This window comes from Streptomyces sp. DH-12, assembly GCF_002899455.1.
Classification (GTDB): Bacteria; Actinomycetota; Actinomycetes; order Streptomycetales; family Streptomycetaceae; genus Streptomyces.
In genome coordinates, this window is sequence record NZ_PPFB01000001.1 from 5,850,240 (window position 1) to 5,872,848 (window position 22,609).

The 22,609-nt window shown below is 74.5% G+C and carries 18 protein-coding genes and 1 riboswitch; of the genes, 7 read left to right on the top strand and 11 right to left on the bottom strand.

The genetic code is table 11. The features are described 5' to 3' along the window. Positions 1–14: 14 nt before the first annotated feature. The 9 genes from cobI to C1708_RS25305 form a co-directional block, all read right to left on the bottom strand. Positions 15–746 (bottom strand): precorrin-2 C(20)-methyltransferase, encoded by a 732-nt coding sequence (cobI, locus tag C1708_RS25265; RefSeq protein ID WP_106416477.1) that lies wholly within the window; start codon positions 744–746, stop codon positions 15–17. After that, a complete protein-coding gene (locus C1708_RS25270; RefSeq protein ID WP_106414835.1) occupies positions 743–2,242 on the bottom strand; it encodes a cobyrinic acid a,c-diamide synthase CobB in 1,500 nt (499 codons plus the stop codon). Before C1708_RS25270 ends, cobI begins: the two co-directional genes overlap by 4 nt. Then, the gene (cobO, locus tag C1708_RS25275; protein ID WP_106414836.1) at positions 2,236–2,844 is read right to left on the bottom strand and encodes a cob(I)yrinic acid a,c-diamide adenosyltransferase; all 609 of its coding nucleotides are present in this window, start codon (positions 2,842–2,844) and stop codon (positions 2,236–2,238) included. The genes C1708_RS25270 and cobO overlap by 7 nt, the downstream gene beginning before the upstream one ends. Then, positions 2,844–4,844: a putative cobaltochelatase gene (locus tag C1708_RS25280; protein ID WP_106414837.1), complete on the bottom strand. Its 2,001-nt coding sequence runs from the start codon at positions 4,842–4,844 to the stop codon at positions 2,844–2,846. The genes cobO and C1708_RS25280 overlap by 1 nt, the downstream gene beginning before the upstream one ends. Beyond that, the gene (gene cobN / locus C1708_RS25285) at positions 4,841–8,506 is read right to left on the bottom strand and encodes a cobaltochelatase subunit CobN (RefSeq protein ID WP_106414838.1); all 3,666 of its coding nucleotides are present in this window, start codon (positions 8,504–8,506) and stop codon (positions 4,841–4,843) included. The genes C1708_RS25280 and cobN overlap by 4 nt, the downstream gene beginning before the upstream one ends. After that, positions 8,503–10,014 (bottom strand): cobyric acid synthase, encoded by a 1,512-nt coding sequence (locus tag C1708_RS25290; protein ID WP_106414839.1) that lies wholly within the window; start codon positions 10,012–10,014, stop codon positions 8,503–8,505. Before C1708_RS25290 ends, cobN begins: the two co-directional genes overlap by 4 nt. Continuing rightward, positions 10,011–10,952 carry a cobalamin biosynthesis protein gene (locus C1708_RS25295; protein ID WP_106414840.1) on the bottom strand — a complete coding sequence of 314 codons (942 nt, stop codon included), beginning with the start codon at positions 10,950–10,952 and terminating at the stop codon, positions 10,011–10,013. Before C1708_RS25295 ends, C1708_RS25290 begins: the two co-directional genes overlap by 4 nt. Before the next feature lie 119 nt (positions 10,953–11,071). After that, a riboswitch (cobalamin riboswitch) is annotated at positions 11,072–11,212 on the bottom strand. A gap of 170 nt (positions 11,213–11,382) precedes the next feature. Then, on the bottom strand, positions 11,383–11,604 hold the full coding sequence (locus C1708_RS25300) for a hypothetical protein (protein ID WP_106414841.1): 222 nt from the start codon (positions 11,602–11,604) through the stop codon (positions 11,383–11,385). A gap of 31 nt (positions 11,605–11,635) precedes the next feature. Continuing rightward, positions 11,636–12,889, bottom strand: a complete 1,254-nt coding sequence (locus C1708_RS25305) for an inorganic phosphate transporter (RefSeq protein WP_106414842.1) — start codon at positions 12,887–12,889, stop codon at positions 11,636–11,638. 164 nt (positions 12,890–13,053) lie between these two features. Here C1708_RS25305 and C1708_RS25310 point away from each other — a divergent pair, with 164 nt between their 5' ends. The 3 genes from C1708_RS25310 (at position 13,054) to C1708_RS25320 (ending at position 16,846) form a co-directional block, all read left to right on the top strand. Then, positions 13,054–13,839, top strand: a complete 786-nt coding sequence (locus C1708_RS25310; RefSeq protein ID WP_106414843.1) for a class II aldolase/adducin family protein — start codon at positions 13,054–13,056, stop codon at positions 13,837–13,839. 256 nt (positions 13,840–14,095) lie between these two features. After that, positions 14,096–15,223, top strand: coding sequence for an alpha/beta hydrolase (locus C1708_RS25315; protein WP_106416478.1), 1,128 nt, complete (start codon positions 14,096–14,098; stop codon positions 15,221–15,223). Positions 15,224–15,418: 195 nt separating this feature from the next. Beyond that, the gene (locus C1708_RS25320; protein WP_198602588.1) at positions 15,419–16,846 is read left to right on the top strand and encodes a hypothetical protein; all 1,428 of its coding nucleotides are present in this window, start codon (positions 15,419–15,421) and stop codon (positions 16,844–16,846) included. A gap of 518 nt (positions 16,847–17,364) precedes the next feature. On the opposite strand, the gene C1708_RS25325 is transcribed toward C1708_RS25320, so the two are convergent. After that, on the bottom strand, positions 17,365–17,778 hold the full coding sequence (locus C1708_RS25325; protein ID WP_106416480.1) for a VOC family protein: 414 nt from the start codon (positions 17,776–17,778) through the stop codon (positions 17,365–17,367). A 249-nt stretch (positions 17,779–18,027) separates the two neighbouring features. On the opposite strand from C1708_RS25325, the gene C1708_RS25330 reads away from it, so the two are divergent. The 3 genes from C1708_RS25330 to C1708_RS25340 all read left to right on the top strand — a co-directional run bounded on the left by C1708_RS25330 (position 18,028) and on the right by C1708_RS25340 (position 21,138). Continuing rightward, the gene (locus C1708_RS25330) at positions 18,028–19,626 is read left to right on the top strand and encodes an ABC-F family ATP-binding cassette domain-containing protein (RefSeq protein ID WP_106414844.1); all 1,599 of its coding nucleotides are present in this window, start codon (positions 18,028–18,030) and stop codon (positions 19,624–19,626) included. Between the two features lie 381 nt (positions 19,627–20,007). Next, positions 20,008–20,229 (top strand): helix-turn-helix domain-containing protein, encoded by a 222-nt coding sequence (locus C1708_RS25335; RefSeq protein ID WP_198602589.1) that lies wholly within the window; start codon positions 20,008–20,010, stop codon positions 20,227–20,229. 105 nt (positions 20,230–20,334) lie between these two features. Further along, the gene (locus C1708_RS25340) at positions 20,335–21,138 is read left to right on the top strand and encodes an enoyl-CoA hydratase/isomerase family protein (RefSeq protein ID WP_106414845.1); all 804 of its coding nucleotides are present in this window, start codon (positions 20,335–20,337) and stop codon (positions 21,136–21,138) included. Between the two features lie 32 nt (positions 21,139–21,170). On the opposite strand, the gene C1708_RS25345 is transcribed toward C1708_RS25340, so the two are convergent. Further along, positions 21,171–22,028: a hypothetical protein gene (locus C1708_RS25345; protein WP_106414846.1), complete on the bottom strand. Its 858-nt coding sequence runs from the start codon at positions 22,026–22,028 to the stop codon at positions 21,171–21,173. Between the two features lie 86 nt (positions 22,029–22,114). Here C1708_RS25345 and C1708_RS25350 point away from each other — a divergent pair, with 86 nt between their 5' ends. Beyond that, entirely contained in the window at positions 22,115–22,609 is a 495-nt protein-coding gene (locus C1708_RS25350) for an Asp23/Gls24 family envelope stress response protein (RefSeq protein ID WP_106414847.1), read from the top strand.

Below are 22,609 nucleotides of genomic sequence, written 5' to 3' on the forward strand. Positions count from 1 at the left end.
CCCGCCGGTCCGCCTCACAGCTTCCCGCCCCGCCCGCCCCCACGCCGGGGCGGCGCGATGAGCGTCGACAGATACGGCAACGGCGTCCCGTCCAACTCCGCCGCGGACCGTACGGACTCCTCCGGCAGCCCGAGCGCGGACCCCCACACCGCGTCGTCGAGCCGCCCGGTCTCCCGCAGCGCGTCGGCGACCTCACCGGCCTGCCGCCCGAACTTGTACGCGACGACCGTGCCGGGCCCGGCCAGAGCCTCCTTCAGCACGGACGCCCCGGCGGTCACCGGCACCAGGGTGAGCGGCTCGGTCCCCTCCGTCAGCACGGCTCCCGACCGCGCCGCGAGATCCTGCATGGCGGTGATCCCCGGCACGGTCTCCACGACCACCCCCGGCACCAGCCCGGCGACGGTCTGCGCGAGATAAGTGAAGGTCGAATAGACGTTGGGATCGCCGATGGTCGCGAACGCCACGCGCCCCCGCTCCCGCAACAGTCCGGCGACCCGCTCGCCGGCCGCGTCCCAGGCGGCCTCGCGGCGTGCCCGGTCGGTCCGCTCGTTCAGCGCGAACACCACCCGGACGACCTTCTCGGCGGGTACGTAGTGCAGCACGGTCGCCTCGGCCCGCCCCCGCTCACCCGTGTCCATCACGGGGACGACGACGACCTCGGCGGCCCGCAGCGCGTTGACCCCCTTGACGGTCACCAGCTCCGGGTCGCCGGGCCCGACGCCCACCCCGATCAGCCTGCTGCTCATGACGTCCGGCACCTCTCCACGAACCGAAGGGCGACACCGGGCGCCGACGCCCAGTGGGTGTGCAGATAACTGGCGTGCACGCTCTTCCCGACGAACCCTTCGACCCGCCGCTCAGGCGTGCGCAGCCCCCACGCGGGGGAGCCCCCGGCCCCCGGCTCGACGACCGTCCGGTGGAACTCGTGCCCCCGCATCCGCGTCCCGGCCGCGGCCAGCACGCTGTCGGAGACGGCCACGGCGTCCCGGTACCCGAGCGTCAACCGCTCCGACATCCGCGCGGAGGCGTCGAGCACGCCGCACATGGGCATCCCGTCCAGCTCCCGGCAGAGGTACAACAGCCCGGCACACTCGGCGGCGACGGGGGCGCCACCCGCGGCGAGCCCGGCAATCCGCTCGCGCAGGGCTTCGTTGGCGGACAGCTCGGAGGCGTACACCTCGGGGAAACCCCCACCGATGACGACCCCGGCGGTCCCGTCGGGCAACTCCTCGTCCCGCAGAGGATCAAAGGTGACGACCTCCGCCCCGGCGGCGGTCAACAACTCGGCGTGCTCGGCATAGGAAAAGGTGAACGCGGCCCCGCCGGCGAGGGCGATGACCGGGTCCCTCGGCTTCTCGGACGACGTGGCCGCCGCTCCCGGTCCGTCCGGCGTTCGAGGACGAGGTCCGCCAGGGCCGACGAGGGGGTCCGGGGGCGAAGCCCCCGGGGCCGGGACGGGAAGGGGCGGCGGGGGCGAAGAAAAGAGGGCGTCACCCGCGTCCCAAGCCGCACCCGCCAGTGACCCCGCACTGTACGCGAGGGCGACAAGCCCTTCGAGATCACACCCGTCGGCAACCAACGCCCCCATCGCCTGGACGGCGCCGACAGCCGAGTCGCCCCGCTCAGCCACAGGCACGAGCCCCAGATGCCGAGACGGGGTCTCCACCCCCGCGCCCCGCCGCAACACCCCCATCACAGGAACCCCGACGGCCTCCAACGCCTCCCGCAGCAACGCCTCATGCCGCTCCGACCCCACCTTGTTGAGGATCACGCCCCCGACCCGCACCTCCGGATCGAAGCTCACGAACCCCTGCACCAGGGCCGCCACCGACCGCGCCTGCGCCGACGCGTCGACGACCAGCACCACCGGCGCCCGCAACACCTTCGCGACCTGCGCGGTGGACGCCAGTTCCCCCTCACCGGCCGCCCCGTCGAACAGCCCCATCACGCCCTCGACGACGGCGATGTCACACCCCCGCGCCCCGTGCGCGAACAACGGGGCCACCAGCTCGGTGCCGCACAGGTACGCGTCGAGGTTCCGCCCCACCCGCCCCGTGGCGAGCGCGTGGTACCCGGGATCGATGTAGTCGGGCCCCACCTTGTGCGGCGACACGGTCATCCCGCGCGCCGACAACGCGGCCATCAGCCCCGTGGCGACGGTGGTCTTCCCGCTCCCCGAGGACGGCGCGGCGATGACCAGCCGGGGGACGGTGAGGACGGAGGCGACGGACCCCGTCACCACTCGATCCCCCTCTGCCCCTTCTGCCCGACGTCCATCGGGTGCTTCACCTTGGACATGTCGGTCACCAGATCGGCGCAGTCCACCAGTTCCGCCGGCGCGTTGCGCCCCGTGATCACCACGTGCTGCGTCCCCGGCCGCTCCCGCAGCACGGACACCACCTCGGCCGTGTCCACCCACCCCCAGTGCATCGGGTAGGCGAACTCGTCCAGCACGTACAGCCGGTACGTCTCGGCGGCCAGGTCCCGCTTGACCTGCTCCCAGCCCTCGCGGGCCTTCTCCTCGTTGCTGACGTTGTCCCCCTGCAGCTCGCGCTGCACCCAGGACCAGCCCTCGCCCATCTTGTGCCAGGCGACGGACCCGCCCTCACCGGAGTCCCCGAGCACCCGCAGCGCCCGCTCCTCGCCGACCTTCCACTTCGCCGACTTGACGAACTGGAACACCCCGATCGGCCACCCCTGGTTCCAGGCGCGCAACGCCAGCCCGAACGCGGCGGTCGACTTGCCCTTGCCCACGCCCGTGTGGACGACGACCAGCGGCCGGTTCCTCCGCTGCCGCGTCGTCAGACCGTCGTCGGGCACGACACTCGGCTGCCCCTTCGGCATTACGCGGCCCTCCCCTGCACGTCCTTCACCAGTCCGGCGATGCTGTCCGCCCGCAGCTCGTCCAGCGTCACCGCGGTCCCGCCCAGCTCACCGGCGAGCCGCCCGGCCAGCCCCAGTCGCACCGGCCCCGACTCGCAGTCCACGACCACCGAGGCGATGCCCTCCGCCGCGAACAGCCGCGCCGCACGCGACGCCAGCGCCACCGGCTCCGGCCCGCCGGTCGCCCGCCCGTCGGTCACCACCACGACCAGGGCCCGCCGCGCGGGGTCCCGCAGCCGCTCCACCCGCAACACGTCGTGCGCCCTGAGCAGCCCGGCCGCCAGCGGGGTGCGTCCGCCGGTCGGCAGCGACTCCAGCCGGGCCGCCGCCGCGTCCACCGACGAGGTCGGAGGCAGCGCGACGTCGGCCGACGCCCCCCGGAAGGTCACCAGGCCCACCTTGTCCCGCCGCTGGTAGGCGTCGAGCAGCAGCGACAGCACGGCGCCCTTCACGGCGCCCATCCGCTGCCGCGCGGCCATGGACCCGGAGGCGTCCACGACGAACAGCACGAGATTGCCCTCGCGGCCCTCCCGGGTCGCCTGCCGCAGATCGTCGCGGCGCACGACGAGACCGCGCCCGGAGCGTCCCCGGGCCCGCTGGTGCGGCGCGGCGGCCCGCACGGTCGCCGCGAGGTGCAGCGCGGTCAGCGTCCCCTCGGGCCGGCGCGCACCCGTCGTGCGCCCGTGCTCGGTACGGGCCCGCGACCGCCGCCCGGCGGCCCCCGCCCCGACCCCGGGAACGCTCAGCGCCTTCGTGCGGAAGGGCTCGGAGGCCCGCACGGGCGACTGCTCCCCGGCCCCGCCGGGCGCGGGCTCGCCCTCACCGCCCTCGGGCCGGGACGCCGCGTCCCCGCCCTGCGGCCCGCTGTCCGGAGCCGGCTCCCCGCCGCCCCCGCCGGGCCCGCCCTCAGGACCGTCGTCATCGGGGCCGGGGCCGGGGTCGTCGTCACCCCCGAACTCCTCCAGCGTCTCGTCCAGCTTGTCCTCGTCCAGCCCCGGCGCGTCGAACGGGTTGCGCCGCCGCCGATGGGGGAGAGCCAGCAGCGCCGCCTGCCGCACGTCCTCGGCGAGCACCTCCGTCCGCCCGGCCCAGGCGGCCAGCGCGGTCGCCGTGCGCGCCATCACGATGTCGGCCCGCATGCCGTCCACCTCGAAGGCCGCGCAGGTCGCCGCGATCTGCCGCAGCGCGGCATCCCCCAGCCGCACCGACGGCAGCACCTCCCGCGCCGCGACGATCCGCTGCCGTACGGCGGCCTCCTCGTCGGCCCACCGCGCGGCGAAGGCGGCCGGATCGTCCTCGTACGCCAGCCGCCGCCGGACCACCTCGACCCGCTGGTCCGGCTCCCGGGACGCGGCGACCTCGACGGTCAGCCCGAACCGGTCCAGCAACTGCGGCCGCAGCTCGCCCTCCTCCGGGTTCATCGTCCCGACGAGCAGGAACCGCGCCGCGTGCCGAACGGAGACGCCCTCGCGCTCCACGTACGAGGCGCCCATCGCCGCCGCGTCCAGCAGCAGGTCGACCAGGTGGTCATGCAGGAGATTGACCTCGTCGACGTACAGGATGCCCCGGTGGGCGGCGGCGAGCAGCCCCGGCTCGAACGCCTTCACGCCCTCCGAGAGCGCCCGCTCGATGTCCAGCGCACCGACCAGCCGGTCCTCGGAGGCGCCGACGGGCAGCTCCACCATCCGCGCGGGACGCGCGGTGCCGCCGCCCCCGCCCTCGTGCGGCCCGTCCGGGCACCCCGGGTCGGGCGACGCGGGGTCGCAGGAGAACCGGCATCCCGGCACCACGGCGACCTCCGGCAGCAGCGAGGTCAAGGCCCGTACCGCCGTCGACTTGGCGGTGCCCTTCTCGCCGCGCACCAGCACACCGCCGACCGACGGCGACACCGCGTTCAGCAGCAGCGCGAGCCGCAGGTCGTCCTGGCCGACGACGGCCGTGAAAGGAAAGGGGGTGGTCACTGGTCGTCGCCCTCCGAGTCGCCTTCGAGGTCGCCCTCGAGTTCCAGGTAGGTGGCGCGCAGCCGCTCCAGCGTGCCGGCGTCCGGCTCCGCCCACAGCCCGCGGTCCGCCGCCTCAAGGAGCCGTTCCGCGATGCCGCGCAGCGCCCAGGGGTTGGACTTCTTCATGAAGTCCCGGTTCTCCGGCGAGAACACGTACTCCGCGCTGAGCTTCTCGTACATCCAGTCGTCCACGACCCCGGCCGTGGCGTCGTACCCGAACAGGTAGTCCACGGTGGCCGCCATCTCGAAGGCGCCCTTGTAGCCGTGCCGGCGCATCGCGGCCATCCAGCGCGGGTTGACCACCCGCGCCCGGAACACCCGGTGCGTCTCCTCGCCCAGCGTGCGCGTCTTCACCTGGTCCGGGGTCGCCGAGTCGCCGACGTACGCCTCGGGGCTCGCGCCCGTCAGGTGCCGGACCATGGCGACCATGCCGCCGTGGTACTGGAAGTAGTCGTCCGCGTCGACGAGATCGTGCTCGCGCGTGTCGACGTTCTTCGCCGCGACCGCGATCCGCCGGAACGCCGTCTCCATGTCCCCGCGCGCCGCCCGCCCGTCGAGCCCGCGCCCGTAGGCGTAGCCGCCCCACACCGCGTACACCTCGGCGAGGTCGGCGTCGGAGCGCCAGTTCCGGGCGTCGATCAGCGGCAGCAGTCCCGCCCCGTACGCCCCCGGCTTGGAGCCGAAGATGCGCGCGGTGGCCCGACGCCGGTCACCGTGCTCGGCCGTGTCCTCCTCGACGTGCGCCCGCACGTAGTTGGAGTCGGCCGGCTCGTCCAGCTCGGCCACCGCCCGTACCGCGTCGTCGATCAGCCCCACCACGTGCGGGAACGCGTCCCGGAAGAAGCCGGAGATGCGGACCGTGACGTCGATACGGGGCCGGCCCAGCTCCTCCAGGGGCACGATCTCGAAGCCGGTCACGCGCCGCGACGCGTCGTCCCACACCGGACGGCAGCCCAGCAGCGCCAGGATCTCGGCGATGTCGTCGCCCTGCGTGCGCATCGCGGACGTGCCCCACACCGTCAGGCCGACGGACTGCGGGTACGCGCCCGTGTCCTCCAGGTACCGCCGGACCAGCGAGTCCGCGAGCGACTGCCCGACCTCCCAACTCAGCCGCGAGGGGATCGCCTTCGGATCGACGGAGTAGAAGTTCCGGCCCGTCGGCAGCACGTTGACCAGGCCGCGCGTCGGCGAGCCCGACGGGCCCGCCGGTACGTATCCGCCGTCCAGCGCGCGCAGGATGTGACCGATCTCGTCCGTCGTCCGTTCCAGCCGGGGCACGACCTCCTCGCACGCGAACCGCAACACGGCCACCGCATCCGGGAGTTCGGCGCCCAGCACGTCCCGCACCAGACCGGACACCGCGTCGGCCGCCCAGGCCCGCTCCTCCATGCCCTCCGCGAGCCGCCGGCACAGCTGTTCCAGCAGGTCGATCGCGTCGGAGGCCGTACGGGACGGACCCTCGACCAGGTCGGTCAGCTCCGCCGGCGCCTTCACCGGCGCGCCGGGCTCGGCCAGCAGCTCCTTCTCCACCAGCCCGAAGTGCTCGGCCAGGCAGGCCCGCAGCCCCGGCAGGGCGTTCGCGCGCCCGCCCCACACCTGCGAGGCGCGCAGCACCGCCAGCACCAGGTTCACCCGCGGTTCGCCGACCGGGCCGCCGCCGAGGACGTGCAGGCCGTCGCGGATCTGCACGTCCTTGATCTCGCACAGGTAGCCGTCGATGTGCATGACGAACTCGTCGAACGCGTCGTCGTCCGGCTGGTCGTCCACGTGCAGGTCGTGGTGCAGCTCGGCGGCCTTCACCAGCGTCCAGATCTGCGCCCGCACGGCCGGCGCCTTGGCCGGGTCCAGATCGCTGACCAGCGCGTACTCGTCGAGCAGCTGCTCCAGCTTCGCCAGGTCGCCGTACGTGTCGGCGCGGGCCATCGGCGGCACCAGGTGGTCGACGACCGTGGCGTGCCCGCGCCGCTTGGCCTGGGTGCCCTCGCCGGGGTCGTTGACGATGAACGGGTAGACCAGCGGCAGGTCGCCCAGCACCGCGTCCGGCGCGCACCCGGCGCTCAGCCCGAGGCCCTTGCCGGGCAGCCACTCCATCGTGCCGTGCTTGCCCATGTGGACGATCGCGTCGGCGCCGAAGCCGTTCTCCAGCCAGCGGTAGGCGGCCAGGTAGTGGTGGGACGGCGGCATGTCCGGGTCGTGGTAGATCGCGATCGGGTTCTCCCCGAAGCCGCGCGGCGGCTGGATCATCACCACGACGTTCCCGAACCGCAGGGACGCCAGCACGATGTCGTCCCCGTCGACGTACAGCGAGCCCGGCGGCTCGCCCCACGCCTCGGTCATCGCCTCCCGCAGCTCCGGGTCGAGCGTCTCGAACCACGCCCGGTAGTCGGCCAGCGGCACCCGCGCGGGCGCGGCGGCCAGCTGGTCCTCCGTCAGCCACTCGACGTCGTGCCCGCCCGCCTCGATCAGCCGGTGGATCAACTCGTCGCCCTCGGCCGGGTGCCCCTCGACCGCGTACCCGGCGTCCCGCAGCGCGTCCAGCACGCGCACCGCCGACGCGGGCGTGTCCAGTCCCACCGCGTTGCCGACGCGCGAGTGCTTCGTCGGGTACGCGGTGAAGACCAGCGCCACCTTCTTCCGCGCGTTCGGCTTGTGCCGGAGGGCCGCGTGCCGCACGGCGATCCCGGCGACCCGCGCCGCCCGCTCGGGGTCGGCGACGTACACCGGCACCTCGTCCGGGCCCTGCTCCTTGAAGGAGAACGGGACCGTGATCAGCCGGCCGTCGAACTCGGGGATGGCGACCTGCATGGCCGCGTCCATGGGGGAGAGGGCGGCGTCGGACTCCTCCCAGGCCGCCCGCGAGGACGTCAGACACAGCCCCTGCAGCACCGGGACGTTCAGATCGGCGAGCGCGCCGACGTCCCAGGCCTCCTCCTCGCCGCCCGCCGACGCCTGCGAGGCGTGGCTGCCGCCGGCCGCGAGCACGGTGGCGACCAGCGCGTCCGCCCGCCCCAGCAGCTCGTACAGCTCCGCGTCGGCGCCGCGCAGCGAACCGCAGTACACGGGCAGCGCGTTGGCGCCGCGCGCCTCGATCGCGTCGCACAGGGTGTCCACGAACGCGGTGTTGCCGCTGAGTTCGTGGGCGCGGTAGAAGAGCACGCCGACCGTCGGACGGCCCGGCACGACGGGACGCTCGCCGTGCACCCCGAACTCCGGCATCCTGCGCGGCTGCTCGAAGCCCTCGCCGGTCAGCAGCACCGTGTCCGACAGGAAGCGCGCCAGTTCGGCCAGATTCTCCGGGCCGCCCTCCACGAGGTACCGCAGCGCCTCGGCCACCACGCCCGCCGGGACGCTCGACTCGGCCATCAGCTCCGCGTCCGGCACGGTCTCCCCGCCGAGCAGCACCGTGGGGATCCCGGACGCCCGGAGCGCGGCCAGCCCGTCCTCCCAGGCGCGCTTGCCGCCCAGCAGCCGCACCACGGCGAGGTCGGCGCCGTCGAGCAGCGCGGGCAGCTCCTCCGCGACGTCCACGCGGGTGGGGTTGCCGATGCGGTAGCCGGCGCCGGAGGCCCGGGCCGCCAGCAGGTCCGTGTCGGCGGTCGACAACAACAACACAGTGCTCATGCGGGCGCTCCTGGTGGGATGAAGGGCAGTCCTCGTGGCGCGCCGGACTCGATGAGCCGCCACAGCGCGTCCGTGTCCGCGTGCTGTTCGATCAGGTCGCCGAGCCGGTCGAGCTGCTCCTCGCGCAGCGCGGCGAAGGAGGTGTCGGGGGCCGGCACGAAACGGCGTCCCGCGCGGTCGGCCACCGCGCGCAGGAACGCCCGCCGGAACCCGTCCGACTCCAGCGCGCCGTGCCAGTGCGTGCCCCACGTGCCGCCCACCCGGCAGCCGTCCAGGAAGGCTTCGCCGCCCCGTACGTCGGCGACCCCGTGATGGATCTCGTACCCCTCGACGCGCTCGCCGAGGGCCTCGCCGACCGGGCGGGCCAGGGTCTTCTCGCGGGCGAACCGCACCCGTACGGGCAGCACGCCGAGCCCGTCCACGCGGCCGGCGCGGCTCTCCACGTCGTCCTCGATGCGCTCGCCGAGGAGCTGGAAGCCGCCGCAGACGCCCAGCAGCGGCCGGCCCTCGGCGGCCCGCCGCACCAGGGCGTCCGCCAGCCCGCGCTCGCGCAGCCAGCGCAGCGCCCGCACGGTCCCGCGGGTGCCCGGCACGACCACGAGGTCCGCGTCGGCGAGTTCGTCCGGCCGGTCCACGAACCGCACCACGACGCCCGGTTCGGCGGCGAGCGCGTCCACGTCGGTGAAGTTGGACATCAGCGGCACCGCGCACACCGCGACCCGCAGCACCTCCTCGCCGACCGGCGCGGTCACCGCGGACTCCCGCACCGCGCCCCTGAGCGACACCCTGAGGCCGTCCTCCTCGTCGATGCCGAGCCCGTGCCGGAACGGCAGCACGCCATAGGTGCGCCGCCCGGTCAGGCCGTGCAGCATCCGAAGGCCCGGCTCCAGCAGCGAGACGTCCCCGCGGAACTTGTTCACCAGGAACCCGGCGACCAGCTCCTGGTCCTCGGGGGAGAGCAGGGCGACCGTGCCGAAGAAGGAGGCGAAGACGCCGCCCCGGTCGATGTCCCCGACGACGAGGACCGGCAGACCGGCGTTGCGGGCGAGGCCCATGTTGACGATGTCGGTGCGGCGCAGGTTGATCTCCGCGGGGCTTCCGGCGCCCTCGCAGATCACCGCGTCGTACTCGCTCCGCAGCCGGTCCAGGCAGTCCAGGACCGTGCCGAGGAGGCTCTCCTGACGGCCGCCGTGGTAACCGCGTGCGCTCATCTCGCCGACCGGGCGGCCCATCAGCACCACCTGGCTGGACCGCTCGCCGCCCGGCTTCAGCAGCACCGGGTTCATCAGCGCCGTCGGCTCCACCCGGCACGCCTGGGCCTGCATGGCCTGGGCCCGCCCGATCTCGGCGCCCTCGCGCGTGACGAACGAGTTCAGCGACATGTTCTGCGCCTTGAACGGCGCGACCTTCACGCCCCGGCGCACCAGCCACCGGCAGATCCCGGCGGTGACCACGCTCTTGCCGGCGTCCGAGGTCGTCCCGGCGACCAGCAGTCCGCCACCGCTCACGTCGCACGTCCCTTCAGTACGCGCCGCGCGGCCGCCCCGGCCGCGAGCGCGAGCCAGCCGACCCGCCGCGACAGGCGTACCGCCCGCTCGATGTCGGCCACGGCGACGGGGCGCCCGCCGCTGTTGAGGACGGGCCGGTGCTCGACCCGGCCGCCGTAGGACAGGGTTCCGCCGAGCCGTACGCCGAGCGCGCCCGCGAAGGACGCCTCCACGGGACCGGCGTTGGGGCTGGGGTGCCGCGCCGCGTCCGCACGCCAGGCCCGTACCGCCCCGCGCGGGTCCGGCCCGCTCAGTGCGGCGAGCACGGCCGTCAGGCGCGCCCCCGGCCAGCCGGCGACGTCGTCGAGGCGGGCGGAGGCCCAGCCGTAGCGGCGGTGACGGGGCGACTTGTGCCCCACCATCGCGTCCAGGGTGTTGACGGCCCGGAAGCCCACCAGGCCCGGGACCCCGGCGACCGCGCCCCACACCAGGGCGCCCACCACGGCGTCGGAGGTGTTCTCGGCCACGGACTCCACCACGGCGCGGGCGATCCCGTCGGCGTCCAGCGCCTGCGGGTCCCGGCCGCACAGGTGCGGCAGCCGCTCCCGGGCGGCCTCGACGTCACCGGACTCCAGGGCCCGCCCGACGGCACGCGCCTCCCGGGCCAGCGAGGTGCCGCCGACGACGGCCCAGGTGGCGACGCCGGTCAGGGCGACGGAAGCGGTGGGGGAACGGCGTACGGCGCGGGCGGCCAGGCCGCCGAGCGCGACGGCGCCGCCGACGCACACGGCGGTGTGCACGGCCCCGCGGCCCCGGTCGTCCTGCCACAGCACCCGCTCCACGGCAGCCGCGGCCCGCCCGAAAGCGGCGACCGGGTGTCCACGGCGGGGATCGCCGAACAGCAGGTCGCCGAGGAGGCCGGCGGCGGCGCCGTACGCGAACACGCGATCGGCACCCATGGGGTCAGCCGGTGACGGAACCGGAGGGAACGGCCCCGGAGGCGGGTGGGGTGTCGCTGATCGACCTCGACAGGCAGCCGCGCATGGCGATATGTCCTCACTCAGGGTGTCCACGCCCTGGTTCGACGAGACCGGCGGTGAGAGTTCCTGGCTCCCGGGGTGGTCACCCCGGTGACAGTGGCGGGACCGCGCCGGATTCGCACCGGCTTCCTCTCCTGCCGCCGTGTTGGCGGAGGCAGTCCACCATGCTCCCGGAAGGGCCGTCAACTTGCCGTTGACCTGCGGGGCTGAAGTGTGCCGAGGCCCACAGAGGGACTCACGTGGGTGAACGGCGTGACCGGCGTGACCGGCCCGCGGGGGCGCGGACACGGCGGCGGGCGGGACGGGAGCGGCCGCTCCCGTCCCGCCCGCCCACGCGTGCGGCCTGCCGTCAGGCCATGATCAGGTGGATGCCGTAGCCCACCGCCGCCGCGCACGCGGCGAAGCAGGCGTAGGCGCCGGTGACCGCGAGAGCCGTGGACCGGCCCTCCGCGGCGGCCCGCTCGCGGCGGGACATGCCGGAGATGCCGAGGGTGAACAGGGCCACCAGGGCCACGGTGACCACGAGGCTGACGCCGAAGACGGAACCGAGGGCCGCCCAGTCGATCTTCATGGTGCTCTTCTTCCTTCGTGCCGGGTCGTGGTCAGACGGACGTCTTGGCCGGCGGGCCCGCCGGGTCGCCGGCCGTCGGCGCCGGGATGGAGGCCGTGAGGTCCTCGGCCACGGTGCCGGCCGGGGGCGGGGTCACGGCGGCCATCGCCTGGGTCACCACGCCGGACGGCTCCTCACCGGTGCCGTCGTGGTCGTTGACGTTGGTGTGGTCGACGATCTCGCGCCGGGAGATCTTCCAGATGGCCGCGCTGGAGGCGACCAGGAAGACGGCCACCACGGCGGTGCCCCAGTCGCCGAAGCCGCAGACCCACTCGGCGAGCGCCGCGACCAGGGCGGCGGCCGGCAGGGTCAGGCCCCAGGCGACGAACATCCGGGTGGCCGTGGACCAGCGGACCACGCCGCCCTTGCGGCCCAGGCCGGCGCCCATGACGGCGCCGGAGACGGAGTGCGTCGTGGACAGGGAGAAGCCGAGGTGCGAGGAGGCCAGGATGACCGTCGCGGCGCTGGTCTGGGCGGCGAAGCCCTGCTGCGGCTGGAGGTCGGTCAGGCCCTTGCCCATGGTGCGGATGATCCGCCAGCCGCCGAGGTAGGTGCCGAGGGCGATGGCGATGCCCGCCGAGAGGATGACCCACATGGGCGGGTCGGAGTCGGGGGCGAGGGTGCCGCCGGCCACCAGGGCGAGGGTGATGATGCCCATCGTCTTCTGGGCGTCGTTGGTGCCGTGGGCCAGGGAGACCAGGCCGGCGGAGGCGATCTGGCCGGCGCGGTAGCCCTTCGCGGAGGCCTTGTCGTCGGCGTTGCGGCCCATGCGGTAGGTGAGCCGGGTCGCGAGCATCGCGGCGACGCCGGCCACCAGCGGGGCGGCGATCGCGGGGATCAGGACCTTGGTGACCAGCACGTCGCCGTGCACCGCGCCGAAGCCGGCGGAGGCGACCGTGGCGCCGATCAGACCGCCCATGAGGGCGTGGGAGGAGCTGGACGGCAGACCCACCAGCCAGGTGAGGAGATTCCAGAGGATCGCGCCGACCAGTGCGGCGAAGATGACCTCGGGACGGATGCCGGCCTCGTCGACGAGGCCCTTGGAGATCGTGTTGGCGACCTCCACCGAGAGAAAAGCACCCACAAGGTTGAGGACGGCGGACATGGCCACTGCCGCCTTGGGCCTCATCGCACCGGTCGAAATGGTCGTTGCCATCGCGTTCGCGGTGTCGTGGAAACCGTTCGTGAAATCGAACGCGAGTGCGGTTACCACCACAATCGCGAGGATCAGCGAGAAGCTTTCCATTTACCCAGGCAATCGTTCGAGGTCATTGGCTGGTCGAATGTAGGTAACCAGGGTGAACGGAAGATGAACTGGAATGGGCATCGTGGTGACCGTAAGAGGGGGTGGGTACTCCGCCGTACAGCCCAGGCCGCCTGGGTCCCCGGGCTCCTGGCAGGATCCCCCTCATGGCCGAAGAGCACCGGACCGGACAGAAAGCGGAAGGCGCTGTGCGTGACGCCCCGGACACGCGCGGCAAGGGCTCCGGGAGCGGGGCCGAGGAGGTGGCGCACGCCTGGGCGGAGCTCGTCGGGACCGCCCGCCGGACCGTGGCCGACGGGCTCGTCGTCGGCACCTCGGGCAACGTCTCGGTACGGGTCGGCGACACCGTCCTCGTCACGCCCTCGGGGATCCCGTACGACCGGCTCACCCCGGCCGACGTCACCGGGGTGGACCTCACGGGCCGGCAGGTGCTCGGCACGCTGGTCCCCACCAGCGAGCTGCCCCTGCATCTGGCCGTCCACCGCGCGACCGACGCGCGCGCCGTCGTGCACACCCACGCCGTGCACGCGACCGCCGTCTCCACCCTCGTCGACGAACTGCCGGCGATCCACTACATGACCGCCGCCCTCGGCGGCCCCGTCCGCGTGGCCCGCTACGCCACCTACGGCACCCCGGAACTGGCCGAGAACACCCTGCGTGCCCTCGACGGCCGCACCGGCTGCCTGATGCGGAACCACGGCACCCTGACCCACGGCGCCACCCTCGACCAGGCGTACGACCGCACCGCCCAGCTCGAGTGGATGTGCCGGGTGTGGCTCACCGCCTCCTCCGTGCCGGGCATGACCCCCAGCCTGCTCGGTCCCGAACAGCTCGCGGAGGCGGGCGAGCGGCTGAGGGGGTACGGGCAGTCCCCGGCCGGCGGACGGGCGGCCCCCGAGCCGCCCGGGCGCGAGACCGGCAAGTCGGCATGACGCCGGGAAGCCCCCGGACGCCGCACGCGTGCGGGGGCTTCGGGGGCGGACGTCCGCCGGCCGGGGACGCGTGCGGCCGGCGGCCGCCGAGCCCGGCCTGCGGGTGTGGCGCCCGGCCCACGGGGAACGTGTCCGGAAGCCGGATGACGCGCCCGGCGGAACCGAGGACGCGGCCGGAGGCCGGCCCGTGTCCGGGCGGGCTCCCGGGCGACGCGCCCACTGGCCGGGTCCGCGTCCTGACCCGACACTGGGAGGCGTGCGCACTGTGACAGCGACGGCCGCAGCCGTTACCGCCGTGATAGGGGCCGGCGCCGCCGCGGTGGCCGCCGGCCGGTTCGCCAGCGATGCCGCCCTGAGGATCCCCTCGGGCCGGCCCCTGCCCACCGAGCCCGTGCTCACCGTCCACGCCACCGCCGCCGGCCAGGTCACCCTCACCCGCGACCTCGCCGCCCTGCGGCCCGGCCGTCACGGCCTCGTCGGCGACGGCTTCCACGCGGTGGTGGGACCCGTGCTGCCCGGCGCCCCGAACTCCGCCGACAGCGTCGTGCGCCGCCTCGAACGCGTCACCTACGGCACGCCGGAGCCCGGCGACCGGGTCCGCTTCACCCCCAACGTGCACGTCGGCGACCCGGGCACCGCGCTCGACGTCGACCACACCGTCCTCGACGTGCCGGGCGAACTCGGGCCGCTGCCCGTGTGGTTCGTGCCCGGCGTCCGGGACACCTGGGTGATCGCCGTGCACGGCCTCGGCACCACCCGGGAACACGTTCTCAACGTCCTCCCGGCCCTGCGCCGCAACCAGTTCCCGGTGCTCGTCCCCGCTTACCGGGGCGACCCGGACGCGCCCCGCTCCCCGGACGGGCTCAGCCACCTCGGCGAGACCGAGTGGCGCGATCTCGACGCCGTGCTGCGGCACGCGGTGGACTCCGGCGCCCGCAAGGTGGTGCTCTACGGCTTCTCCACCGGCGCGACCATGGCGCTGCGCGCCGCCGCCCGCTCGGAGCTGCGCGAGCGCGTCGCCGGGCTGTTGCTGGACTCCCCGGTGCTCGACTGGGAGTCCACCCTGCGCGCCCTCGCCTGCGCCCGCCGCACCCCCGGCGTGCTGCTGCCGCTCGCCGTCCGCGCCGCCCAGGGCCGCACCGGCCTGTACGGCGACCACCGGCCCGGCGCGGTCCGCCTGGACGGCATCGACGTTCCGACGCAGATCTTCCACGGCCCCGACGACACGGTGGCCCCCTGGCGGTTCTCCCGCCGCCTCGCCGCCGCCCACCCCGGCACGGTCACCCTGCAGACCGTCAGGGGCGCCCCGCACGCCGCGATGTGGAACGCCGACCCGGAAGCGTACGAGGAGTCGCTGCGGAGGTTCCTGGTGCCGCTGATGTGAGCCGGCGCGTCGGCCACCCGCGCGGGCCCCCGCGGGGGGTGCCGCGGCAGGCGGCGCGAGAGGTTCCGTTTAGCGTCGCGCCAGTGGCCTGATCAGGCCCCTACGGCACCGTCCGAGCCCGGAGGACAACGGCCGCCGAGGCGCCCCCCGGCATTCCGTTTGGGATTTCTGACCGTCAACCGGAAGACTGCACCCGTGACGTCCCGTATCCCGCGCGACTCCAGGCTTCGACTCGTCCGCCCGCGCCCCCTGGCCGCCGCCCCCGCCGCGATCGAGCAGCGGCGTGTGCGCCGCCCCGCGCCACGCCCCCCGGAGGGCACGCCCGCACCGGCCGAGCTGGCCGGAATGGCACGCTCCGTCCTGGCCGCCGCCGCCCGTGTGGCCCGCTGGGCCGACCGTGCCCTCGGCCCCGGCGGGGACAGTGCCACCGCCGACGGCAAGGCCACCCTGTCCGACGCGACCGCCCGCCGGGCCGCCGAAGCCCTCGGCCTGACCGCCGATCAGGTCCGTGCCGACTGGGACACCGCCCGGCTGGCCGGCCTCATCGAGGTGCACGGTGACAGCGCCCGCCCCGGCTGGCGGCTGCGCGCCTGGGACCGCGACGACGGTGCCGTGCTGCGCGGCTGGGTCGCCCTCTGCGACGCCTGGTCGCTCGCCTGCCCCGAACCCGAGACCTACGAGCCGGCCGCCGTCGCCGAGGTCGTGACGGCGATGCCGCAGGTGCTGTCCTTTCTCCAGCTGTCCGCCGGGCCGGTGCCCGTGCCCCAGCTGCTCGACCTGCTGGAGCAGCGGGTCACCGAACTGCGCACCGAGCGCTGCGAGGTGGACTACGGGGCGGGGTCCGGCACGCCCGCCGTCGCCCCCGAGCCCCGCCCCGCGCCCGCCGGGCCGCCCGCCGCGGACGCCCCGCTGGAACCGCTCCTCGACTGGGCGCTGCGCGCCCTCGCCTCCGTCGGCGCGCTGACCTACGGCGACGGACAGGCCACCCTCACCCCGCTCGGCAGCTGGGCGGTGTGGGTCAAGCTGGAGCAGATCTGCGTCGCCGCGCAGAGCCCTGCGGGCAACATCGAGCAGGGCGCCGAGGACATGCTGCGCGGGTGCGCGCGGCTCCGTCCGGCCGCGGCCCGCGCCGAGTACCGCGCCTGGCTCGCCGCCCGGCCGGTCGGCAGCGCCGTCACCGAGCTGATCGCCGCCGCCCGCGGCGAGGACGCCCTGCTGCGCGGCCTCGCCTTCGAGGCGCTGCGGGTGGTCGGCGCCCCCGCCGAGCCCGAGGTGCGCGCCGCCCTGGACGAGCCCGCGCTGCGGCCGTACGCCCTGCTGTGGCTGGCCGAGCACGACGGGATGGACCCCGAGGACGCGCACGAGGCCCTCACCCGCGAGGAGGCGACCTGGCTGTGGGTGGACACGGCCGCCGCGGTCGCCGACCACGGAGAGGCGCCGCTGCTGGTCCGCCACCTGGAGACCGCGGTCCAGCCGACGGTGCCGGCCCTCCTCGACGAGGTCCGCGCGGTCGGCCACCCCCGTACCGTCCAGGTCCTGGTCGCCCTGGCAGCCGCCCACCCGGACCCCGCCTTCGCCAAGGCGGTCCGAAGAGCGGCCTTCCAGGTCCACAAGGGAGGCTGACGGCGCCTGCGCGGAGCGGGCCCTCGGGGGCGCGAGGCGGCGCCCCGGCCCCTTGCGCGGGGTTTCACGGCCGTCCGACTCGGCCCGCGCGGGGCGCGTTCCTGGGGGCCGCACAGCCCGGCGTCCCGGCCCCCGCACCGGGTTTCACGGCTTGACTGATCCCGTCCGCGCGGCGGTGCGCCGCAGAGGCCCGCGAGCCGCAGCGGCGGGACCACAGGGGCCGTGGGCACGGCGCCCGGGCCCTCGCGCGGGCGCCTCATCGGCGGGAGCCGGGCATGCGGGCGGCGAGCCCGAGCCCGGGCGCATGACGCCCCCGGCCGTCGTGGGCAGTCGTGCTTCCCCCGTGCCTGAACGGCCTGGGGGGACCCCGGCGGCACGGGTGGGCGCAACGGGCACTCGCACGACGCGGCACCCTCGTGGCGCGGCGCCCGCGCAACGGCGCCGGCCCCCGTACCGCGCCGGTACCGGCGCGCGGGCGGCGGCGGACGGGGCCGGGACGACGGGGCCGCCCCGTCGGATCAGGCGCCCGCGTCCGGCGCGTACGTCCCGAAGCCCCAGACGTTGCCCTCCAGATCGCGGGCCATGTAGTCCCGCGACCCGTGGTCCTGGTCGGTCGGCGGCATGAGGATCTCCACGCCCTGCTCCACCGCCCGCCGGTGATGCGCGTCCACGTCGTCCACGACGACGTACACCCCTGCCGGCCCCGCGTCCTTCATCGCCGTGTCGAACACGCCCCCACGCCCCTTGGAGCCCAGCATCACCACCCCGCCGCCCTGGGCCAGTTCCGCATGCATGACCGTGCCGTCCTCGCCCTCGTACACCGACACCTCCGTGAAGCCGAGGGCCTCCGTGAGCTGCCGGACCGCCGCCTTCGCGTCCCCGTACAACAACGTCGGGACGACGCTCGGACGCGAGCCGCCCGCGCCTGCCATGGTGATCACTTCCTCGTGTCCGGAGTGCACCGGGATGTCTCGTCACGGCCCAGTGTGGCACCGGCCACCGACAGCCGCCGGGAGGAAACCGCACGGGAAAAAGCGGTTGCACCGCCCCGTTAGAATGGCTCGCATGGCCATTCTCCTCGCGCATTAGACGGCGGGAACGTCCTCAGCCGCCCACCGCCACCCTTCCCCACCCTCGGCTCCGCCCGAGCGGGGGACCCCCGACTGCCCTGGAGTCTGTCCGTGATCTCCGCCTCCGGCATCGAGCTGCGCGCCGGTGCCCGCGTCCTCATCGAGAGCGCCACCTTCCGCGTCGCCAAGGGCGACCGCATCGGCCTGGTCGGCCGCAACGGCGCGGGGAAGACCACCCTCACCAAGGTCCTCGCCGGCCAGGGCCTGCCCGCCGCCGGCACGGTCACCCGCTCCGGCGACGTCGGCTACCTGCCCCAGGACCCCCGCACCGGCGACCTCGACGTCCTCGCCCGCGACCGCATCCTCTCCGCCCGCGGCCTCGACGTGCTGATCCGCAAGATGCGGGAGAACGAGCAGCGCATCGCCAACGGCCAGGGCGCCACGCGCGAGAAGGCGCTGAAGCAGTACGAGCGCCAGGAGACCGAGTTCCTCACCAAGGGCGGGTACGCCGCCGAGGCCGAGGCCGCCACCATCGCCGCCGCGCTGAACCTCCCCGACCGGGTGCTCGGCCAGCCGCTGCACACCCTCTCCGGCGGTCAGCGCCGCCGCGTGGAGCTCGCCCGCATCCTGTTCTCCGACGCGGACACCCTGCTCCTCGACGAGCCGACCAACCACCTCGACGCCGACTCGATCGTCTGGCTGCGCGACTACCTCAAGACCTACCGCGGCGGCTTCATCGTCATCTCCCACGACGTGGACCTGGTCGAGACGGTCGTCAACAAGGTGTTCTACCTGGACGCCAACCGCGCCACGATCGACATCTACAACATGGGCTGGAAGCTCTACCAGCAGCAGCGCGAGGCCGACGAGAAGCGCCGCCGCCGCGAGCGGCAGAACGCCGAGAAGAAGGCCGCCGCGCTCAACGCCCAGGCGGACAAGATGCGCGCCAAGGCCACGAAGACGGTCGCCGCGCAGAACATGGCCCGCCGCGCGGAGAGGCTGCTGGCCGGTCTGGAGGAGGTGCGCCAGTCCGACAAGGTCGCCAAGCTGCGCTTCCCCGAGCCCGCGCCCTGCGGCAAGACCCCGCTGATGGCCGAGGGCCTGTCGAAGTCGTACGGCTCGCTGGAGATCTTCACCGACGTCGACCTGGCCATCGACAAAGGCTCCCGGGTCGTCATCCTCGGGCTGAACGGCGCCGGCAAGACCACCCTGCTGCGGCTCCTCGCGGGCGTCGAGCAGCCCGACACGGGCGCCGTCGTCCCCGGTCACGGCCTCAAGCTCGGCTACTACGCGCAGGAGCACGAGACCCTCGACCCGGACCGCACGGTCCTGGAGAACATGCGCTCCGCCGCGCCCGACATGGACCTCGTGGAGGTCCGCAAGGTGCTCGGCTCGTTCCTGTTCTCCGGCGACGACGTCGACAAGCCGGCCGGGGTCCTCTCCGGCGGTGAGAAGACCCGTCTCGCCCTGGCGACCCTCGTCGTCTCCTCGGCGAACGTCCTGCTGCTCGACGAGCCCACCAACAACCTCGACCCGGCCAGCCGCGAGGAGATCCTCGGCGCGCTGCGCACCTACAAGGGCGCGGTCGTCCTCGTCACCCACGACGAAGGCGCCGTCGAGGCGCTCCAGCCGGAGCGGATCATCCTGCTGCCGGACGGCGTCGAGGACCTGTGGGGCTCCGACTACGCGGATCTGGTCGCGCTCGCCTGACCGCGGCCCGACGGCACGGTCCCCGATCGCGGTCACCCGCGTGTGATCGAATACGTGATCCACTGAGTATGGATCATTCGGTCCATCGGTGATCCATCAATCGTGTGAGATCTCCTCATCCTGAGGTGTGTCCTACACGGATTTCGCGGCCGGACCCTCCAAGAACCGGGGTCCGGCCGTCGCGCCTTTCTGACCTGCGATTTCCCGCAGGAACCCGTTCGGCGGTCGCGCGCACACCGCCTGGAATCCCTCATTCCGGATGTGGGGACACGCTCCCGTCGTCACGAGGTTGTCTCATCGACCTTGCCGAATGGGTGGCCATCGGGCCCGGGAGGGGTGATCATGAGGAGACCAGAGCGCACTTCCCATGAGGAGGCACGGGTGGCCGAGACTCTGAAGAAGGGCAGCCGGGTGACCGGCGCCGCGCGCGACAAGCTCGCGGCAGACCTGAAGAAGAAGTACGACGCCGGTGCGAGCATCCGGGCGTTGGCCGAGGAGACCGGCCGCTCGTACGGATTCGTGCACCGCATGCTGAGCGAGTCGGGCGTCACACTCCGAGGGCGTGGCGGGGCGACACGGGGCAAGAAGTCTCCGACGCCCTGACCCGGCGGCCCCGCGGACCCGATGGTGGCCACCCGGCCGGCCGTGCGACCGGCCGGGTGGTTACTGTGCAGTCACTTAGACGACCGCACCCATCGGAGGCGCCCCATGGCTTCGTCCCCCCAGGACCTCGGTCCGGTACTCGACAAGGACGGCGTACGGCTCACCGTCGACGACGCGATCGCCACGGTGACGCTGACCAACCCGGCCAAGCGCAACGCACAGAGCCCCGCTCTGTGGCGCGCGCTGACCGAGGCCGGTCAGCTGCTGCCCGGTTCCGTCCGGGTCGTGGTGCTGCGCGGGGAGGGCAAGTCGTTCTCCGCCGGGCTCGACCGGCAGATGTTCACACCCGAGGGAATCCCGGGCGAGCCGTCGTTCGTCGACCTCGCGCGCAGTGACGACGCCGCGCTGGACGCCGCCATCGCCGGCTACCAGGACGCGTTCACCTGGTGGCGGCGCAATGACATCGTGTCCATCGCCGCCGTGCAGGGACACGCCATCGGGGCCGGGTTCCAGCTGGCCCTCGCCTGTGACCTGCGCGTCGTCGCGGACGACGTGCAGTTCGCCATGCGCGAGACCAGCCTCGGCCTGGTGCCCGACCTGACCGGCACGCACCCCCTCGTCGGCCTCGTCGGCTACGCCCGCGCGCTGGAGATCTGCGCGACGGGCCGCTTCGTCACGGCCGAGGAGTCGGTGAACACCGGCCTGGCCAACCTCGCCGTGCCCGCCGCCGAGCTCGACGCGGCGGTCCAGGACCTCGCCGCGGCGCTGCTGGCCGCGCCGCGCGACGCCGTGATCGAGACGAAGGCGCTGCTGCGCGGTGCGCAGGACCGCACCTACGACGAGCAGCGCGGCGCCGAGCGCGCCGCCCAGGCCCGTCGCCTGCGCGACCTGGCCGGCCTCGGCGAGTGAGCGGACGGCCGTGACCGGCCGACGGCGGCGGGTCAGTCCAGGTCGGTGACCAGGACGGCCACCGTCGGCCGGTCCGGCAACGCGGCCGCCACGGCCGTCCGCACGGCCCGCGCCACCTCCAGCGGCCGGAACCCCGCCGCGACGGCGAGATCCACGCGCGCATGGCGGCGGGGCAGGGCGGCCCCGGTGGCCGGCTGCTCCGCACCGAGCCGCACCCCGCGCCCCCACGCGCCGGTCAGCCGGCTCACCCCCGCCACCCCGAGCACCACATCCGCGACCCGCTCGGCCTCCGGAGCGCCGCCCCCGCCGGCGACACCCGCGGCGGGAGCAGGTGTCGCCGCGCCGAAAGCCTCCGCACTCCCGGACGCTTCCTCGGGCTGAGACGCCGTGGCGGCCCCGGAGGCCTCCGTGCCCCCGGCCGTCCGCGCCGCCGCGGACGCCTCCCCCGCTCCCGGCGCCCCAGGCGCCTCCGGCCCGTCCGAGGCCGGCTCCGTGTCCAGCAGTTCCGTGACCCGCAGGTCCACCTCCGTCAGCTCCAGGCCGATCCGTTCCGCCGCGGCGGCCGCCAAGGCCGTGCGCAGGCGGGACGCCGTCTCCGGGAGGGGCCACGCCGCCGTGGCCGCGAACTCCGCGGTGAGCCGCAGCGGGCCCGGCGGCAGAGCGCTCGGCGGGGCCGGGACGGCCGGGTCGGATGCCGCGTCCGGGTCGGCGAGCCCGAGCCGGACCCCGTTCAGCCGTACCTCCGGCACGTCCCGTTCCGCCGCGCGGCGCAGGGCCGTGCCGGCCGCCCGTTCCGCGATCCATGCTCCGTCGCGCGGTCCTCCCAGCGGCAGGAACCTGCCGAGCCCCACCTGCTGCCGCACCATCCGCGTCCACCGGTCCGCCGTCATTCCTCCAGCCTGCCGTATCCCTGGCGCGAATCGGGGCAACCGCGCATACGGTGGTGGAAGGAGGACGACCGAAGGGATGTAGGGCGATGACCGACATGACCGAAGGCGGCTCGGTGCGGGCTCCTGAGACCGACAAGACGCCGGGCGACTCCGGCACGCGCCGGGGACAGGGCACACGGCGCGGCGGCGGCGACCCCGCGGACCGGGGCCGGACCACCATCGCCGACGGCGTGGTGGAGAAGATCGCCGGGCTGGCCGCCCGTGACGTCCCGGGCGTGCACGCCATGGGCAGCGGGATCTCGCGGACCTTCGGCGCCGTGCGCGACCGGGTGCCGGGCGGGGCGAAGTCGGTGACACGCGGCGTGAAGGCCGAGGTCGGCGAGGTGCAGACCGCGCTGGACCTGGAGATCGTCGTCGACTACGGCGTGTCCATCGCCGACGTCGCCAAGGACGTGCGGGAGAACGTCATCGCGGCCGTCGAACGGATGACCGGTCTCGAGGTGGTCGAGGTCAACATCGCGGTGAGCGACGTGAAGCTGCCCGACGAGGAGGACGACGAGCCCGAGTCCCGACTGCAGTGA

What these genes read in the sequence shown, in the direction of transcription:
- C1708_RS25300 (WP_106414841.1), bottom strand. Translation starts at nt 11,604, where the DNA reads ATGAAGATCGACTGGGCGGCCCTCGGTTCCGTCTTCGGCGTCAGCCTC.
- C1708_RS25345 (WP_106414846.1), bottom strand. Translation starts at nt 22,028, where the DNA reads ATGACGGCGGACCGGTGGACGCGGATGGTGCGGCAGCAGGTGGGGCTC.
- cobO (WP_106414836.1), bottom strand. Translation starts at nt 2,844, where the DNA reads ATGCCGAAGGGGCAGCCGAGTGTCGTGCCCGACGACGGTCTGACGACG.
- C1708_RS25305 (WP_106414842.1), bottom strand. Translation starts at nt 12,889, where the DNA reads ATGGAAAGCTTCTCGCTGATCCTCGCGATTGTGGTGGTAACCGCACTC.
- cobN (WP_106414838.1), bottom strand. Translation starts at nt 8,506, where the DNA reads ATGAGCACTGTGTTGTTGTTGTCGACCGCCGACACGGACCTGCTGGCG.
- C1708_RS25295 (WP_106414840.1), bottom strand. Translation starts at nt 10,952, where the DNA reads ATGGGTGCCGATCGCGTGTTCGCGTACGGCGCCGCCGCCGGCCTCCTC.
- C1708_RS25325 (WP_106416480.1), bottom strand. Translation starts at nt 17,778, where the DNA reads ATGGCAGGCGCGGGCGGCTCGCGTCCGAGCGTCGTCCCGACGTTGTTG.
- cobI (WP_106416477.1), bottom strand. Translation starts at nt 746, where the DNA reads ATGAGCAGCAGGCTGATCGGGGTGGGCGTCGGGCCCGGCGACCCGGAG.
- C1708_RS25340 (WP_106414845.1), top strand. Translation starts at nt 20,335, where the DNA reads ATGGCTTCGTCCCCCCAGGACCTCGGTCCGGTACTCGACAAGGACGGC.
- C1708_RS25350 (WP_106414847.1), top strand. Translation starts at nt 22,115, where the DNA reads ATGACCGACATGACCGAAGGCGGCTCGGTGCGGGCTCCTGAGACCGAC.
- C1708_RS25310 (WP_106414843.1), top strand. Translation starts at nt 13,054, where the DNA reads ATGGCCGAAGAGCACCGGACCGGACAGAAAGCGGAAGGCGCTGTGCGT.